Raw genomic sequence first — 16,386 nt, 5'->3', positions numbered from 1 at the left:
GAGTGACAAACCTTGATACCGGAACCCCGCTTCTCACTCCCCGATCAACACGCCCCTTGACCAGCCACGCCCACGCCTAACTGAACGGCGTTGGGGCTAGGCCCGGTCGGCTTCGGGTTCGCCACGGAGACTGTCCATGAACGAGCTGACCGAGAAGACCGCTCGCCCGGGGCCGGCCGGGCCGTAACCGGGCGGGCTGGACAGGCCGTTGGCCTCCATCACCGCCCGGTACACCTCCAGCAACCGGACGTGGTACTCCAGCGGCGCGCCCTGCGGGTTGGTCCGGCCGAGCGGCGTCGTCGGCTCCGGGCACCAGGTGGTGAACCGCGGCGTGATGCCGCGGGACATGAAGTACTGCAGGCCCTCGGCGGTGGAGTCGATCGCCTCGTCCACGGTCGTGAAGCCGTGCGGGGCGGCCATCTCGACGCCCGCCACGAAGTTCGGGATGACGTTGCGCGGGCCGAAGACCTCGGCGGAGTCGAGGATGCGGCGGTGCCACTCCTCGCGGCCGACGTAGCGCTCCTTGCCGGGGCAGTAGAGCTCGAACAGCCGCTTGTCCCACACCTCGTAGTTGGGGTGGTAGATCTGGATCCCGTAGTCGCGGAAGCGCTGCACGTCGGCGCGGGGCAGAGCCTGGGCGACGACCTTGCCGATCCACCGGCCCGGAAAGCGTTCCTCGATCGCCTGGGCGTACCGGCCGTAGAAGTCCGCTTCGGCCAGTCCCCCGACGTGGGAGGTGATGCTGCCGCCGGTGAGGGTGTACGCCTGGGAGGCCTTCTCGGTGTCGTGCTTGTCGATGATCGCCAGGGCCTCGAGGACCTCGTCAACCGGCTTGACCCCGGTGTACGGGCGGCCGGCCGCCTTGTGCTGGCGCCAGTTGTGGTTGATGTCGCAGTACTGGCACTCCTCCTTGGCGCCGAAGTACTGGCAGACCCGGAAGGCGGTCAGATAGATCAGGTAGCCCCACTGGATGGTCGGGGCGACTTCCATGACCGATTTGCCGTTGGCGAGGGTGTGCCGGTAGTAGTCCGGCATCGGCGGGAGCCCGACCTCGGCGATCGGCCGGTCGTCGAGGAACAGGCGCAGCCGTCCCTCGTCGTCGCTCTTGACCCGGTACGGCGAGCCGGGGTTGGTGCGGACCGAGACCACGGTGCGGCGCAGCCCGTACGGCCCGCCGGTGAGCACGATCTCCTCCGGCGGCCGCCGCAGCGCGGCAGTGCCCAGCTCAGGCAGCGTGCGGTGGTCGAAGGAGAAGATGAAATACGACTTCGGCTTGACGTCGCCGTGCTCGTTGTCGGTCAGGGCCGAGTCGTCGAAGGCCAGACCGCCGCGCAGCAGGTCCTCCTTGATGACCGCCTCGCGCGGCACGTGCGGGAAACGGCTCATCAGATCTTCGACGAGATCGGTACGCGATGCCATGCACTCTCCTGAGCAGGGTTTTCGAACGGCCCCAACGGTCACAGCATCCTTCAAGCTATCTCCCCCGCCCGCGCCGGGTCTGCCGATGGTGACGTGACGAACGTCCCGCTGATCTTGCGTTGACCTGAACTGGGGTGGAGGTTTTAGCGTTCAGCGGTACCAGTCGGAGAAAGGGAGCCCCATGCGACTGTCACGTTTGTTCACTCCGCGCACCGTGGTGAGCGCTCACTGCGACCTGCCGTGCGGGGTCTACGACCCGGCGCAGGCGCGCATCGAGGCCGAGTCGATCAAGGCGATCGCCGAGAAGTACCAGGCGAACGAGGACCCGGAGTTCCGTACCCGGGCGCTGATCATCAAGGAGCAGCGGGCCGAGTTGGTCAAGCACCACCTGTGGGTGCTGTGGACCGACTACTTCAAGGCGCCGCACTTCGAGAAGTACCCGCAGCTGCACAGCCTGTTCAACGAGGCGACCAAGCTGGCCGGCGCCGGCGGCGCGAAGGGCTCCCCGGAACCGGCCGTGGCCGAGCAGCTGCTCGCGAAGATCGAGGAGATCTCGAAGATCTTCTGGGAGACGAAGCAGAGCTGACCACCGCTGACCCGCCCGGCGTCACGGCGGCAGAACTTGTGCACGTGGGCCGCCGGGCTGGTCAGCACGGTGCGGGCGGTCGACGAACCGGTAATGCGCGTCAGCCGACGCGGCGGGAGCGGGCCAGAGTCAGCCCACCGAGAGTCACGCCGATCAGCCCCACCACCAGGGCCACGACGCCCCCGCCGAGCCCGTTGCCGGTGCCGAGACCACCGTCGGCGGTGGCCACAACCAGCCCACCGATGACCATGCCGGTCAACCCCAACGCCAGGGCCCCGATGGCCCCGCGTCGCCCGCTGCCGCCGCCGATCCGACCGGCGGAGCGGGCCATGGCCAGCCCACCGAGGACCACGCCGGTCAACGCCAGCACGGCGGCCACGATGGCCCCGATCCGCCCGGGGCCCAGGGTGTAGGCACTGACGGCGGCCGGCTGGGCCGAGCCGTGCGCGGTGGCCGGGTCGGCAAGCCCAGCTGCCCCGAGCAGGGCGGCGTTGGCGGCGGCAAGCAGGTGGCGGACGGACATCGAGGATCCCTTCGCTCGCATGACGGGTACAGGCGGCAGCGTATGTACCGGCAAGGCCACGGGTCGTCGTGCCAGAGTTGCGATGACCTACGACCAGGGTTGTAGGTCGGGCGCTGCGTCGTACGACCGTTGTCTCGCCCGGGCCCTGCACGTCAACGCGATCCCTCCGCCGCATTGGGAAGTGGTTGGGCCCATGGCTTCAATGAGGGCTGGAAAGATCGCAGGCATGGTCTCCGACGATCTGGCGTTCCTGCTCTTGCGCACCGGCCCGCACGACCAGGCGGCCGGGGCAGTTCGGTGAATCCCCACCAGCCGGCCCCTCGGGTGGTGGCGGAAGAGGATCTGGCCGCCTTCACCGCCGGCCAGTTTCTGGAGGTCACGAAAGCCCTCACGGTGATCCTAACGCTGCCCCAGTCGGCTGCCGACCACGTCGACGCGCTCGTGGTAGCCACCGGTCAGGGCGAAGAGTGGCGTCTCACTCATGCGATCCGCAACTGGGAGGCGAACCCGGCGCTCCGCCACCTCTTGGTGGCGAACGGGAACCCGGCTGAGGAGACCTACATCGAGATCACGCTCGACTACCTGCGGAGCCTCGGCCTTCGTCGCACCAATGGTGTCCACCTCCAAGCCGAGCCGGCCCCCAACACCGGCTTGCAGGCCGCATGGATCGTCAACCAGGTCCAAGCCCGCGGCATCACCAGCCTCGCGCTCGTTGTCTCCCCTTACCACCTGACCCGCGTCTACCTGACGGTTCTCAAGGCCTTCACCAGGGCTGGATCTCGCCTCCCCATGATCCCGCTCCCCGTGGCCGTCTGCCCTGACACACCCGTCCCGGAAACCGGAGCGACCGCCTACGACCTCGTACCCGGCGAGATCAAACGCATCCTCAACTACATGGACAAGGGATGGGTCGCCACGCCGGAGGAAGTGCGGCAGTACCTACAGTGGCTGTGGAGCCATCACAAGGACCTTCTCGTCACGAGCTAGTGGAACCTCTCGTCGCCCGGCCGCAGGATGCTCACCGCAGCCAGCCGAGGAAGCGCCGATGCAGCGTGCCGGCGGGCGCCCAGCTCAGATCCGCGGTGGCGCGGACGAGCTGCGCCCCCATGTAGAGCGCCAGCGAGACCGGGGCATCCGCAAACTCCGCCCGCAACTCCCGCCGCCGGGTCGCGCACGGCCACGGCGCCCCGCAGCCACCGCAGCTCCAGATCGGCAGCACCGGCCCGTGGGTGGTCACCCGCGAACCCCCAAAAAACGCGCGGTGACGGCCCGAGCCTGCCGGCTGGTCGCCCACTCCACCTGCCAACACGGGTACGGAGTCAACCGCGACCACCACGCCCGGCACCCGACACACATCCCGTCGAGCCCACGCACGTGCACGGCAAGGATCACCTGCTCGTGGTCGTCGTTCACTCGGCTTCTCCCTGCGGCCAGTGACCCCGGTTGATCGGAATCCGGTGCCGGGCACGGCAGGGCAGGTCGGCGCCGCATCGGCAGACCCGCCGCCACCTCCGCCAGGACCAGACCGGCCGGTGGCGCCGAGCGAGGGTCAGCGCCGCGGCGAGCAGGTACTCCTCGTACGCGACGTGTTGTCTGCGTGGTGTCAAGAGGTCATCACACGTGGAGCTGCGCCACCGCCGCTCCGGCACCGCCCGGGTGATTTCCCCGACCGGCATCCGATCCGCCTCGGCCAGCGCAAGGAGCCGCCGCTTCGCCGCCTCCCGCTCGGCCGCCTGGATTTGCTCGCCCCTGCTCTCCCTGGCGGCGTCGTCCCGGCCACCCATCCCCACCTCCGCTGGTAGGGGCGCGACGGTCAGCCCGTGAGAGAACGTGACTGCGCCGCACCCGGCCAAGGGAGGCGAGTGCCTCACCCGAACCGGACACTAGGGAGGATTGGTGATGGCGTAATTACCGCTGGTTATGACGCCAGGCTGATGCCCAACCGGCCGGCCAGCAACCGAAGTTCGTTCGGGACGGCCCGCCGCTTCGCCCGCTGCGCCATCGCCAGGACGGCGTCCTGGGCAAGGGGGTTCAGCGCGAACGGCACCGGCGCGGCCTGCTCCGCCCGCACGAACGCCGCCAGCGCGTCAGCGTCCCGGCGGCCGGATTCAGCCAAGGCACGACCGAGGTCGAGCCAGTACGACATCTGGCGATTCGACGCCGCGAGGACCTGCGGCCGCACCGTCCGGGACAGCTCGATCACCCGGCCGGACTCACCCAGCTCCGCCGCGATGGACATCTCCCAAAGCCCCACATTGGTCGGCCCGAACCCGCAGCCGTTGAACCCGGCACCGTCCGGCGGATCCCCGAGGGTCGCCGCCTCACGAGCCGCCTCGGCCAGGTGGTCGCGAGCGACGTCCGGTTGCCCGCTCACCGTCGAGGTCAGCGCGGCCGAGAGGTGCAGCTGACCGAGCATCTGCCGGACCCGCGCGTCGCCGGCAGCGGCCTGAAGCTCGGCCAGCGACCGATCGGCGGACCGGGCGGCCAGCGGCGCGGACTCGATCGGCAGGCTCTGCGCGTACGCGAACCGGGACGCGCCCAGCCACGCCGGCTCCTCGACGTCCTCAGCGGCGGCCACCGCGACCCGCGCGGCGTTGAGCGCCAGGTGCCGGTATCCGAGGTGCCGCAGGCACGTCGAAGCCTGGTACGCCACCTGTGCGAGCACGGTGCCCCCGACCGCAGCGGCGTCCAACAGCAGGCCCGGAAGCAACCGCGCCATCGCTGGATAGTTCGAGCGGTTGCGCAGCTGGTCGCTGCGGGCGATGTCGGCGGCCAGCTCATCCCTCGTCCGGGTCAACGGCCTGCGCTCGCCATCCTCGATCTCGATCAGCGCGGACCAGATCGCCGGCACGCACTCGGCGGCGCGCTCCCGAGCCGGGTCGCCCGGCTCGGTGCCCTGACCAAGCAGGTCAGCCACCGTGACCTGCAGCGCGGCGGCGATGGCCACCAGGGTGGAGCGACGGTCAATGGTCTTGCGACCGGACTCGACCTGCGAGATGTACGACTGGCTGACGCCCGCGAGCCCAGCGAGCACGGCTTGGCTCATCCCGCTACGGCGCATCCTCCAGTACCGGATCCGGGCACCGATCGTGTCGGTCTTCCTAGCCATACCTTCGCCTGCTTCCCAGGTGGACGACTGGGACTGCGCCGCCAGTACACGTCCTGACAAGCCGCCACTCGGACGGTACACCGCCTGGCCGCATCACACCGTCTACGCGAGTACTGCCCGCAGGTGCTCCCGGATCTCGTCATGGGCAACGGTCAGCTCGAGCCCGAGACGCTCGGCGCACTCGCGTTCAAGTCGTTCAAACATGTCGGCAGTCGCCCACAGGGCACGGGCGACGTCGATGGCGTCGTAGCTGGCAACAGCGCTGCGGAGATCGAGAAGCGTTTGTTTGTCAGCCCACCGCTCCAGGAAGCGCCCTTCATGCCACGTGTCGACCTGCGGATGCGATGCCTGCGTATGCCACGCGAGCAGCCTGACCAGCAACGCCTTGAGATAGCAGTCGCAGTTCTGCTTTGCGACCCACACCTCGCCGCGTTGTAGCTTCTTGGCGGTCCACAGCGCGTGATACCAGAAGTCGTGCGTCAGGTGTCCGAAGGCAGCGGCATCCGGCTGAGCCGACGGCACCGGTGCACCGCTTGGCGGGAGCATCTCGCCAAGGTTGAGCTTGTCGACCAGCACCCGGAAACCCCGGCCGAGCGCTTGGGCGACCTCGGGGTGGGTAACGATCTGCTGCGCCGCGCCTGCCGGCAGCAGCGCGAAGTCGACGTCCTGCCCAGTGTCGAAGAGCACCCGGCGCTCGACGAATCCGCCGACCGCAGTGGGTTCGGTAAAAGTCAGCAACGGTCGGCCGAAAGCTGCCAGCCAGCTGGCGTCGGCCGCGTAGGCCATTGGATTGTCGACCATCAGAACGATGTCGATGTCGGACCACTGGTCCGCGGGAACCTCGACGCGGGCGTGAGACCCGACCACCAGGGCGGCATGGATGTCGTGTCGCTGCCGAGCCCACGCTGCGACAGCGGCCAGTAACCTCTCGATGTGCTCCACCACAGCAGCGTTCACGATCGCGGCTGATAGTCAAAACTGCTGTCCGTCGGCATCCTTCGCCGAAGGTCAGAACCAGCCCTCCCGCGTGTCCAACGTGGTCCGGTCCAGACCGTCCAGCAGGTCGAGCTGCGGCCCGGTCCGCGGCAGCTCATACCGATAGAAGTACCGCGCCGCCTGCCGCTTCCCCGCCAGGAAGTCCCCCTCCGCGCCGTCCAGCAAACCCAGCGCCTCCGCAGCCAGCAACTGCTCCAACCACATCCACGCGATCACCACATGCCCGACCGCCTCCAGATAGAGCGAGGCGTTGGCCAGCGCCAGCTCCGGATCGCCGGTCCCCCACAACCGGCGCGTCACCACCGCGATCCGATCAACCGCCGCCCCGAGCTGCCCGGCCAGCTCGGCCGCCTCCCCCTCCGCCTTCCAGGCCCGCGTCACCGTCGCCCGCATCGTCTCCAGCAGCAGCTCCAGCCCGGCACCGTCGCGCATGGTGACCTTCCGGCCGAGCAGGTCCAGCGCCTGGATGCCGTGGGTGCCCTCGTGGATCGGGTTGAGCCGGTTGTCCCGCCAGTGCTGCTCGACGTCGTAGTCGCGGGTGTAGCCGTAGCCGCCGTGCACCTGGATGGCCAGGTCGTTGGCGGCCAGGCACCACTGTGACGGCCAGCTCTTGGCGATCGGGGTGAGCAGCTCCAGCAGCAGGTGGGCCCGGTTGCGGTCGGCCTCGGCGGGGGCGGTCTTCTCCTCGTCGAGCAGCCGGCCGCAGTAGAGGATCAGTGCGAGCGCGCCCTCCACGTAGCTCTTCTGCGCCAGCAGCATCCGCCGGACGTCGGCGTGCGCCACGATGGGCACCTGCGGCGCGGTCGGGTCCTTGTCGGCGACCGGCCGGCCCTGCGGGCGCTGGCGGGCGTACTGCACGGACTTGAGGTAGCCGGTGTAGCCGAGGGCGGTGGCACCGGCGCCGACGCCGATCCGCGCCTCGTTCATCATGTGGAACATCTGGGCGAGCCCCTGGTGCGGCTCGCCGATCAGGTAGCCGACCGCTCCGGGTCGCCCGTACGGCCGGTGCACCCCCTCGCCGAAGTTGAGCAGCGTGTTCGTGGTGCCTCGGTAGCCCAGCTTGTGGTTGAGCCCGATCAGCACCACGTCGTTGCGCGGGCCGAGCGTGCCGTCGGCGTCGAGGAGCACCTTCGGCACGATGAACAGCGAGAGGCCCTTCACCCCGGGCGGGCCGCCGGGGATCCGCGCGAGGACCAGATGGACGATGTTCTCGGCCAGCTCGTGGTCCCCGCCGGAGATCCACATCTTGGTTCCGACCAGCCGGTACGTCCCGTCGTCCTGCGGCTCGGCACGGGTGGTGATGTCCGCGAGGGAGCTGCCGGCCTGCGGCTCGGACAGGCACATGGTGCCGAAGAACCGGCCCTCGACCATGGGCCGGACCCAGGTGTCGATCTGCTCGGCGCTGCCGTGGGTGAGCAGCAGGTTGGCGTTGCCGAGGGTGAGGAACGGGTACGCGGCGGTGCTGATGTTGGCGGCCTGGAACCAGGCGAAGCAGGCGGCGGCGACCGCATGCGGCAGCTGCATGCCGCCGATCGAGGTGTCCATGGTGGCGGCCAGCAGCCCGGTCTGGGCGAAGACGTCCAGAGCGGCCTTGACCTGCGGGATGGTGCGCACCCGACGCCCGTCGAAGGTGGGTTCGGTGGCGTCGGCGGCCTTGTTGTGGGTGGCGAACTGTTCGGCGGCGACCCGGGCGGAAAGGTCCAGCGCGGCGTCGAAGGTGTCCCGGGAGTGCTCGGCGTAGCGGGGCCGCTCGGTCAGCCGGGTCACGTCCAGCCAGTCGTAGAGCAGGAACGCCAGGTCGCGACGGGACAGCAGGGTGGACGGCGACACGGGGCTCCTTCCGTCGTACCGTCGCGGCGCAGGCCGGCGACGGTCTCTCGGAGGTCATCCTGGCTGATCGGGGCGGCCGGTGCACGCTCCGTCGCCTCCGGGTGTGCCGCGGTCGGGCCAGGCGATGTCGTTGGGGAGCTGGCGGCGTACGCCACTGCCCGGCACCCGCACAGGCGGGTGCCGGGCAGTCGCTTGGTCATCCCTGCTTCGAGACGCTGAGCGGGAAGGTGGGGGTGCCGACGTTGGTGAGCGTGGTGGTGTTCGCCCTCACGTACGTGTCCAGGTAGGGCGAGCGGTCACCCTGGGTCGGCGAGTCGAACTGCGGGTCCTGCACCTCGACGGCGAGCCGCGCGTCGGTGACGGTGATCGTCTCGCCCGAGGGTACGGGCCGCCAGCCCCTTGAGGCGATGGTCCCGATCTGGACCCCCAGCTGGTGTCCTGGCTCGAAGGTCCAGTCAGTCGCCTTCAGTTCGAACGAGGTCGATCCACTGTGGTCCAGTACTGCGACGTTCTCGTTGAACATCGTCGCCTTGCCGTCCGGTGCGACGTCCCACAGCCGTACCCAGACGTTGCCCTGGCCCCTGGTCTTCAGCGTGACCTCCGGCGAGCCCGTGATCCGCACCTGCTCGGAGGCGGGGGTGGACCAGTTCCAGTAGCTGCTGCCGGGTGCGTCAGCGCTGAGCAGGGCCGTCTGGTCAGTCGTCAGCGAGTCGGCCTCCGGCGCGTACTCGATGTCCCAGCCCGGGGCCTCTGGCGCCGTCATCGACCGGGCGGCCACCTGCGCGTTGCTGCCGTTGTCGACGTACTGCCCGGGCGACAGCCGCGCCTTGTAGGCGTCGTTGGTTACCGGCCAGGTCGGCTGGGCGCGCCAGTTGCCGAGGCTGTCCTCAATGGAGAACGCCGGGTCGGTCACCGACGGTTCGATGCCGCGCAGGTGCTGGTCGTAGAACCGCATCACCTCGTCGAACCAGCCCGCGCGTCCCATCTTGAGCTGGCCCCTGGCGTTGGTCTCGTTACCGCGCACGTGTTCCCACTGGCCGATCCAACCGCGTTCCGGACCCTGGTGGTTGGCCAGGTACTTCTGCATCTCCTCGGGCTTGGTGTTGTCCTCGATGAAGCCCGACGTGACGAACAGCGGCGTCTGGGACCCGGCGGCGCGGGAGGCGAAATCACGGGCCCGCCAGAACGCCGACTTCGGGTCGGGGTTCTGGGTGTTGGTGAGGTTGTTGCTCTCGCACTCGGGGTGAGTCTTCTCGTACTCGGCGTTCGCCTTGTAGTGGTCGCTCTCGTCGGCCAGCGGACGCATGGTCGCGATCGAGTAGTAGCTCCGCGGGGTGCTGGTCGCGTTGGAACGGGGCACCCCATTGCTGAACAGGTAGTTGTACCTGTTCCACGTCGGCTCCTGGGAGACGATCGCCTGCAGCGGCTTGAGCTTGAGGGTGTTGGCCGCCAGCCCGGTGTTGGCGTCGTACGACTTGCCGTACATGCCCACCTTGCCGGTCGACCACGGTTGGCTCGCCGCCCACTCGACGGCCGCCTTGATGTCGGCCTGCTCCCCCGGGCCGAGGAAGTCCAGGCACCCGGTGCTGCCACCGAAGCCGCGCAGGTCGACCATCACGAAGGTGTATCCGCGCTCCATGAGCCGCGCGCCGTCGATGAGGTCCTGAAAGCGCGCCGACGGCCCGACCCGGTCCCATCCCGCGGGGGCAGTCTCCCCCGCGTGGGAGAAGTAGGGGCCCACCGACAGGATCACCGGGGTCTTCGCGTCCGCCGGCAGGTTTGCCGGGCGCAGGACGTCGGCGTGCAGCTCGACGTCACTGCCGTCCGAGGACGGGAAGTACGCCTGCGTCCACGCCGCCCCCACGGGAACCCGGGGGTTCTCCTCATGGGTGATCGGGGCATCAGCTGTCGCCGCCGCCGGAGCGGCCTGTGCCGCCGTGGGTAAACCGCCCGCGGTGAGGCTCGCGATGATGGCCAGTGCACCGGCCGCCGCGACGGGCGACACGACCTTCCTCCGAAGGTTCATCCTCCTCCACCTAACTCCAGACGACATCGTCCGGTCAGCCATCGAGGCTAACGATCTTCGTCGGACTTGAACCCCGAGTTATCTTCCCGTGTCCTTTGTCCGGGTCAGCCGGTCTCGGCGAGCAGGCCGTCGACCAGGTCGCGGGGCAGCCCGTGGGTGTCGTGCAGCCAGTGGTAGTCGCGCTCGCTCAGCGGCCCGCCCCCGCGGAGCCGGTCGACCAGCGGACGGCCCCGGCGCAGCAGCCCGCGGAAGCGCCGCTCCTCGTCGAGGAGCACCGCGCGCAGCGGCTCCACCTCCGCCCGCTGCCGGAACCGGCGCAGCGTGTCCGCGTACGCCTCGACGGGCAGTTCGGTCAGGCAGCGCCCCGGGTCGTCCCGCCACAGCACGGTGAGCGCCCGCCGGATGAGCCGGCGCAGCACATACCCGCGCCCGGTGTTGCCCGGTCGTACGCCGTCGCCCAGCACCACCACCGTGGAGCGCAGGTGGTCGGCGACGATCCGCAGGTCCGGCCCGTCCAGCGGCCACCGGTCGCGGACGGCGTCGACCCACGGGCGCAGCCCGTCGCCCGCGAAGACCGACGGGTGGCCGCGCAGCACCATCTCCAGGCGTTCCAGTCCCATCCCCGTGTCGATGCTGGACATCGGCAGTGGGGTCAGCCGGCCGTCGTCGTGCCGGTGGTAGCGCATCTGGACGTGGTTCCAGACCTCCAGCCACCGGTCGTCGGTGCTCGGCGTGCCGGTGGGCGGCCCGTCGCCGGTCCACACGAAGATCTCCGAGTCGGGCCCGCACGGGCCGGTCGGGCCGTTGTCCCACCAGTTGTCCACACCGGTCGCCTCGACCGGTACGCCCAGCTCCGTCCAGGTCGCCCAGGCCGTCTCGTCCGGCCCGACCTGCTCGTCGCCGCCGAAGACGGTCGCGTGCAGCTGTCCGGGATCGATGCCGAAGCCCCCGGTGAGCAGCTCGTGCCCCCAGCGGACGCTGGTCGCGATGTCGTAGTCGCCGAGCGACCAGGAGCCAAGCATGTCGAAGACGGTCAGGTGGGTGCGGTCGCCGACCTCGTCCAGGTCGGTGGTGCGCAGGCAGCGCTGCACGTCGACCAGCCGCCGGCCGCCCGGGTGCGGCCGGCCCAGCAGGTACGGGGTGAGCGGGTGCATGCCGGAGGTGGTGAACAGCACCGGGTCGCCCGGCGGCGGGATCAGGGAACTCTCCGGCGCGTCCCGGTGATCTCGGCGGTGGTAGTGGTCGAGGAAGATGCGGACGATCTCGTCGGGTGTCATGGCATGGGCCTTCCGGGTCGGAGCGACCGGAAGGGTCCGCCGCGCGGGCGGTGGCGTGACACGACGACGCCGGCGGACCGTTTCCGGTCGCCGGCGAGAAAGAGTCGGTCAGGCGGCGGCAACCGGCGAGCGGGAAGCTCGCGCGGCCGCGGCGGTGCTGCGCCTGATCTGCATGCCCCGACGGTAGCTCGTCAACGATGCCGCCGCCCACCGGTTTTGCCGGCCGGTGGCGTGGCCCCGCACCGGGCGGGCGTCACCGGCCCCGGCGCAGGGCCTGGCGTAGCTGCGCGGCGACCCGGGCGGCGGTCACCGGCACCACCGAGATCATCAGCCGGCCGGAGGCATCGAGCACCGGCGTGACCACGTACAGCCGGGCGCCGCGCCGCCGTACCAGCGGCACCGTCGCGCGTACCCGGGGAGCGCGCACGGCGGCCGAGCCGGCTGCGCCGGTGGCCGTCGCCGCACCCGCTGCCCGGCCCGGGTCGAAGCCGCCGACCTGGGCGGAGACCGCCCGCCGCTGCCCGGTGGGGCCGGTGCCGGCGAGCAGGTCGGTGGCGCGGAATCGGATCCGCAGCGTGGTGCCTCGCGCGCCCTGGTCGACCGCGGTGACCTCGCCCAGGATCTCCTCGGCGCTGACCGTCACCGGCTCCGCGCCCGCCGCGGCCAGGTCCGGCACCGGGCTGAGCGCGGTGACGGTCAGCACCTTCTCGCCGCGCTCGTCGGTCTCCCAGGCCAGCGCCGTCGCGTCGAGCTTGGCGTACCAGTCGGGGACTGTGGTCACGTCGAAGCAGGCGTCCGGCAGGCCGCGGGCCGGGTCGCGGAAGCCGGGATAGGCGGCGTACCGGCGGTCGCCCTCGACGACGGTCACCGGGACGCCGGCCCGCGCGTCCTGCCGGATCACCGCGAGCAGGTCGTCGAGCGCCCCGTCGCGGGTCAGCGCCAGCCGGATCCGGGTCTCGGCGTTGAGCTGGGCGGCGATCGCCTCGGTGAGGTGGGCGCGGACCAGCCGGCCGATGCCGTCGTGCACGAGCTGCTGGGTCTCCCGGTCGAGGCCGAGGAGGTCGTCCTCCAGCAGCTTGGCGATCTCGTGGTCGAAGCGGCGGGCGAGGACGGCGTCGCGCTGCCGGCCGGCCGGGATCAGCCCGGCCACGAACGCGGTGGTCGCCTCGACCGTACGCAGCCGGTCGGCGTGCCGGCTCAGGTAGGTGATGTTGGTGGCGCTGTGCCGGCGGACCGCGTAGTAGAAGTCGTAGTCGGCCAGCACCGAGATGCGCCGGGCCCGGTAGCAGGCCTCCAGCGTGAACGGCAGGTCGCTGCCGAGCGGCAGGTCCTCCCGGTAGCGGATGCTGTACTTCTCCACCAGCTCCCGCCGGAACAGCTTCGTGTTGGCCAGCGAGCGCGGCAGCGGCGAGTCGAACAGGTCCACATCGACCTGGGTACGGGCGAAGATGTCCTGGTAGATGTGGCGGCTGTTGACCCCCACCACCCGGCCCAGCACGACGTCGGATTCCCACGCGTCGGCCGCCTCGACCAGCCGGCGCAGGGCGTCGGGGCCGAGGTGGTCGTCGGCGCCGACGAAGAAGACGTACCGGCCGGTGGCCGCGTCCAGGCCCCGGTTGAACGGGGCGGCGGGGCCGCCGGAGTTGGCCTGGTGGATGACGGTGAACAGGCCGGGGTGGCGGGCGGCGTACCGGTCCAGCTCGGCGCCGCTGGCGTCGGTCGACCCGTCGTCCACCGCGACGATTTGAAGCCGGTCCGGGCCGATCGTCTGCGCCACCAGCGAGTCCAGGCAGCGGGTCAGGTACGGCATGGTGTTGTAGACCGCCACCACCACGCTCACGTCGGGGGCGTTCACCGCGCCTGCGCCTGCACGGTCGACTCCTCGGGGGACAGCAGCCGCCGGTAGAGGGTGTCCAGCTTTTGCGCCTGCGCCTCCCAGGTCCAGCCGGGCAGCGGCGAGTCCGGCCCCGCGTAGGCGGCCCGGTAGCGGTCCGGGTCGGCGAGCACGGCGCGGACGGCGCGGACCAGGTCGGCGCTGTCGCGGGCCCGGAACACCTCGCCCTGGCCGGTGGCCCGGACGGTGTCCGCCATCGTCCGCACGTCGCTGACCACGATCGGCAGCCGGGCGTGCGAGTACTCGAAGAACTTGGTGATCAGGGCGATCTCGTGGTTCGGCCAGTGGTGCAGCGGGATCAGCCCCACGTCGGCGCCGCTCAGGAACGCCACCAACTGCCGGTGCGGCACGTACGGCACCGGGTGCACCCGGTCGGCCACGCCGAGTCGGGCGGCCCGGGCCGCGAGCTGTCGCACGTACGCCGCCGTGGGATCGCCCACGACCAGCGCCAGGTGCACGCCGGGCAGCCGGGGCAGCGCGTCGACCACGGTGTCCAGGCCGCGCTGCACGGCCATCGCGCCGCTGTAGACGAGCAGCGGGGTGTCCCGGTCGACGCCGCAGAGCCACCGCAGGTCAGGGGCGGGCTCGGTGTCGCCGGCCGGCTCGTCGGCGGTCGCCGGCGCGTTGAGCAGCACGGTCGGGCGCTCGGTCAGACCGTGGTCGCGCTGCAGCAGGTCGGCGAGCGTGTCCGAGACGGTGACCACCGCGTCGGCGTGCCCGACGTACTCCCGCACGTACGCCAGGTGGGCGGGGAGCCAGCGGGCGTTGTCCCGCCGGGGCTTGGCGCCGGGGAGCCACTCGTGCGCGTCCCAGACCAGCTTCACCGGGCGGCCGGCGGCCCGGGCGCGCAGCACGGCGCGGGCGGCCACCCCGAGCATCCGGAAGTCGTGCGCGTGGATCAGGTCGGGCCGCAGCTCGTCGATGACCGGGCCGAAGAGCCGCTCGTACCCCCACAGGCCGGGCTCCAGCCGCCGCCAGGCCCGGTCGCCCTGTAGCGTCCGCCAGAGCAGGACCTGGCCGTGTTCGACCGGCCGGCGGGCCAGTCGGGCGGCGCGCAGGGGGAGCCCGCCGCGGCTGACCAGCCGTTGGCGCAGCCCCCGGGGGCCGGCCGGGCCGTCGGTCGGTCCGCCCATCGGCAGCACCCGGACGTGCGCCCGGCCGAGCCGCCAGTCCCGCTCGTCGTCGGTCCGGGCGCAGCCGAGCAGGGTCACGTCCCACCCCGCGTCGGCCGCCGACCGGGCGGCCTTCTGCACCCGGGAGTCTCCCTCGACGGCGTTGTCGACGAGCATGACCACCCGGCCGCGGGGGCCGGACGGCGCTGCGGCGTCGAGCTGCATGAACGATCGCTCCCATTCTCCGTCCGGCCGGTGCCCGGCGAGTGTACGGCAGGTTCACCGCCCGGCAAGGCGACGGGCCGGGGCAGCTCGAATTGCGATGCAACTGCCGCCGTACCGGCCAATCCGTAGGGCTCTCACCTGGGAAGACACCAAAGATAGTCCGTTTCGGAAGGCGATTGGCACTCGTTGTTAACCCGGTGCACAGGTAGCGCCAATTAGCGTGCTCAGGACCATTCGGGGCGCACCCGTCCCGCGAATTCACCGACCCCGCCTGGTTCGACGGCGGCGAATACATCTCGAAGTCACGTACGAGTGGGCAGGTATTCATGACCCGTACACCTGACGTCAGCGTGGTCATTCCCACCTGCGACCGGCCGGACCTGGTGCTCCGCGCCGTCCGCAGCGCACTGGCCCAGACCGTCGACACCATCGAGGTCATCGTCGTGGTCGACGGCGCCGACGAGGCGACCCTGAAGGCCCTCGCCGCGGTGCCGGACGACCGGCTGCGGGTGGTGCCGCTGGCCGAGCGCGGCGGCGCCCCGAACGCCCGCAACGTCGGGGCCGGGGAGGCCCGGGCGGAGTGGACCGCCTTCCTGGACGACGACGACGAGTGGCTGCCGGAGAAGCTGGCGGTGCAGCTGGCGGCGGCCCGGAGCGCCGGGGCGCCCCTGCCGGTCGTGGCCAGTCGGCTGGTCAACCGGACCCCGCGGGCCGAGTTCGTGCTGCCCCGCCGGCTGCCCGAACCGGGCGAGCCGATCAGCGAGTACCTCACCGTGCGTCGCGGGCTGTTCCACGGCGACGGGTTCATCCAGACCTCGACCATCATGGCGCCGACCGAGCTGCTGCGCCGGGTCCCGTTCACCGTGGGTCTGCGCCGGCAGCAGGAGCTGGACTGGACCCTGCGGGCGGTCAGCCACCCGGACGTCGACCTCGTCATGACCGAGGAGGCGCTGGTCGTCTGGCACCAGGACGAGGACCGGCCGCGGATCAGCCTGCAGTCGCCGTGGGCGGCCCAGTTCGAGTGGCTCCAGGAGATCCGCCCGCTGCTCACCCCGCGGGCGTACGCGGCCCTGGCGATGAGCGTGATCAGCTCGATGGCGGCGACCACCCGCAGCTTCCGGGTGTTCCGGCTGCTGCTCGCCGAGGCCCGCCGACACGGCCGCCCGAGCCTCATCGACTACGTGACCTACCTGCAGATCTGGCTGATCCCGCCGGACCTGCGGCACCAGCTGCGCGACCGGGTGCTCAACCGTCGCCGCACCGCGCAGCCGGCGCCGCAGAGCCCGGACATGCCCGGCCCTCGCGCCGCCCACGCCGAGCCGACGCCGTCGGTGGTCGGCGAGCCGGAGCCGGTGGCCGGGTCCGGTGGCGGCGGACGGCAGTAGGGTC

Annotated in this window: 13 protein-coding genes and 1 pseudogene; 3 read left to right on the top strand and 11 right to left on the bottom strand. The window is 71.0% G+C overall.

All coding sequences use genetic code 11. The features are described from left to right. Positions 1 to 96 precede the first annotated feature (96 nt). Positions 97 to 1,419 carry a radical SAM protein gene (locus tag ACFYM6_RS31600; RefSeq protein WP_387281133.1) on the bottom strand — a complete coding sequence of 441 codons (1,323 nt, stop codon included), beginning with the start codon at positions 1,417 to 1,419 and terminating at the stop codon, positions 97 to 99. A 181-nt stretch (positions 1,420 to 1,600) separates the two neighbouring features. Here ACFYM6_RS31600 and sodN point away from each other — a divergent pair, with 181 nt between their 5' ends. After that, on the top strand, positions 1,601 to 2,005 hold the full coding sequence (gene sodN / locus ACFYM6_RS31595; RefSeq protein ID WP_387281132.1) for a superoxide dismutase, Ni: 405 nt from the start codon (positions 1,601 to 1,603) through the stop codon (positions 2,003 to 2,005). A gap of 100 nt (positions 2,006 to 2,105) precedes the next feature. Here the strand turns inward: sodN and ACFYM6_RS31590 are convergent, their stop codons facing one another. After that, positions 2,106 to 2,528, bottom strand: coding sequence for a DUF6223 family protein (locus ACFYM6_RS31590; RefSeq protein WP_387281131.1), 423 nt, complete (start codon positions 2,526 to 2,528; stop codon positions 2,106 to 2,108). Positions 2,529 to 2,825: 297 nt separating this feature from the next. Between ACFYM6_RS31590 and ACFYM6_RS31585 the strand changes: the two genes are divergently transcribed. After that, positions 2,826 to 3,515, top strand: coding sequence for a YdcF family protein (locus ACFYM6_RS31585; protein ID WP_387281130.1), 690 nt, complete (start codon positions 2,826 to 2,828; stop codon positions 3,513 to 3,515). Between the two features lie 31 nt (positions 3,516 to 3,546). Here ACFYM6_RS31585 and ACFYM6_RS31580 read toward each other — a convergent pair whose 3' ends face one another. The 9 genes and pseudogenes from ACFYM6_RS31580 to ACFYM6_RS31540 all read right to left on the bottom strand — a co-directional run bounded on the left by ACFYM6_RS31580 (position 3,547) and on the right by ACFYM6_RS31540 (position 14,997). Beyond that, complete coding sequence (locus ACFYM6_RS31580) at positions 3,547 to 3,765, bottom strand: hypothetical protein (RefSeq protein WP_387281129.1); 219 nt, start codon at positions 3,763 to 3,765, stop codon at positions 3,547 to 3,549. Beyond that, positions 3,762 to 4,124, bottom strand: a pseudogene (locus ACFYM6_RS31575) (hypothetical protein); the annotation flags it as partial. The gene ACFYM6_RS31580 and the pseudogene ACFYM6_RS31575, both read right to left, overlap by 4 nt. 322 nt (positions 4,125 to 4,446) lie before the next feature. Continuing rightward, the gene (locus ACFYM6_RS31570) at positions 4,447 to 5,637 is read right to left on the bottom strand and encodes a helix-turn-helix domain-containing protein (protein WP_387281128.1); all 1,191 of its coding nucleotides are present in this window, start codon (positions 5,635 to 5,637) and stop codon (positions 4,447 to 4,449) included. A gap of 102 nt (positions 5,638 to 5,739) precedes the next feature. Next, positions 5,740 to 6,579 carry an aminoglycoside 6-adenylyltransferase gene (locus ACFYM6_RS31565; RefSeq protein ID WP_387281127.1) on the bottom strand — a complete coding sequence of 280 codons (840 nt, stop codon included), beginning with the start codon at positions 6,577 to 6,579 and terminating at the stop codon, positions 5,740 to 5,742. Between the two features lie 66 nt (positions 6,580 to 6,645). Beyond that, positions 6,646 to 8,463, bottom strand: coding sequence for an acyl-CoA dehydrogenase (locus tag ACFYM6_RS31560; protein WP_387281126.1), 1,818 nt, complete (start codon positions 8,461 to 8,463; stop codon positions 6,646 to 6,648). A 196-nt stretch (positions 8,464 to 8,659) separates the two neighbouring features. Then, a complete protein-coding gene (locus ACFYM6_RS31555) occupies positions 8,660 to 10,489 on the bottom strand; it encodes a CocE/NonD family hydrolase (RefSeq protein ID WP_387281125.1) in 1,830 nt (609 codons plus the stop codon). Positions 10,490 to 10,593: 104 nt separating this feature from the next. Further along, positions 10,594 to 11,766 carry an alanine--tRNA ligase-related protein gene (locus ACFYM6_RS31550; RefSeq protein WP_387281124.1) on the bottom strand — a complete coding sequence of 391 codons (1,173 nt, stop codon included), beginning with the start codon at positions 11,764 to 11,766 and terminating at the stop codon, positions 10,594 to 10,596. 253 nt (positions 11,767 to 12,019) lie between these two features. Next, a complete protein-coding gene (locus ACFYM6_RS31545; RefSeq protein ID WP_387281123.1) occupies positions 12,020 to 13,621 on the bottom strand; it encodes a glycosyltransferase family 2 protein in 1,602 nt (533 codons plus the stop codon). Then, the gene (locus ACFYM6_RS31540) at positions 13,618 to 14,997 is read right to left on the bottom strand and encodes a glycosyltransferase family 4 protein (protein WP_387281122.1); all 1,380 of its coding nucleotides are present in this window, start codon (positions 14,995 to 14,997) and stop codon (positions 13,618 to 13,620) included. Before ACFYM6_RS31540 ends, ACFYM6_RS31545 begins: the two co-directional genes overlap by 4 nt. 326 nt (positions 14,998 to 15,323) lie before the next feature. On the opposite strand from ACFYM6_RS31540, the gene ACFYM6_RS31535 reads away from it, so the two are divergent. Then, entirely contained in the window at positions 15,324 to 16,382 is a 1,059-nt protein-coding gene (locus ACFYM6_RS31535; protein WP_387281121.1) for a glycosyltransferase family 2 protein, read from the top strand. Positions 16,383 to 16,386: the final 4 nt, after the last annotated feature.

This window comes from Micromonospora sp. NPDC006431 (genome assembly GCF_042870725.1).
Lineage (GTDB): Bacteria > Actinomycetota > Actinomycetes > Mycobacteriales > Micromonosporaceae > Micromonospora.
The sequence above is the reverse complement of the archived record's forward strand: the minus strand, read 5'-3'. Positions and strand labels throughout refer to the sequence as shown.

Bases quoted from the DNA above. Each gene is read 5' to 3' on its own strand.
- ACFYM6_RS31600 (WP_387281133.1), bottom strand. From the start codon at position 1,419: ATGGCATCGCGTACCGATCTCGTCGAAGATCTGATGAGCCGTTTCCCG.
- sodN (WP_387281132.1), top strand. From the start codon at position 1,601: ATGCGACTGTCACGTTTGTTCACTCCGCGCACCGTGGTGAGCGCTCAC.
- ACFYM6_RS31590 (WP_387281131.1), bottom strand. From the start codon at position 2,528: ATGTCCGTCCGCCACCTGCTTGCCGCCGCCAACGCCGCCCTGCTCGGG.
- ACFYM6_RS31570 (WP_387281128.1), bottom strand. From the start codon at position 5,637: ATGGCTAGGAAGACCGACACGATCGGTGCCCGGATCCGGTACTGGAGG.
- ACFYM6_RS31555 (WP_387281125.1), bottom strand. From the start codon at position 10,489: ATGAACCTTCGGAGGAAGGTCGTGTCGCCCGTCGCGGCGGCCGGTGCA.
- ACFYM6_RS31550 (WP_387281124.1), bottom strand. From the start codon at position 11,766: ATGACACCCGACGAGATCGTCCGCATCTTCCTCGACCACTACCACCGC.
- ACFYM6_RS31540 (WP_387281122.1), bottom strand. From the start codon at position 14,997: ATGCAGCTCGACGCCGCAGCGCCGTCCGGCCCCCGCGGCCGGGTGGTC.
- ACFYM6_RS31535 (WP_387281121.1), top strand. From the start codon at position 15,324: ATGACCCGTACACCTGACGTCAGCGTGGTCATTCCCACCTGCGACCGG.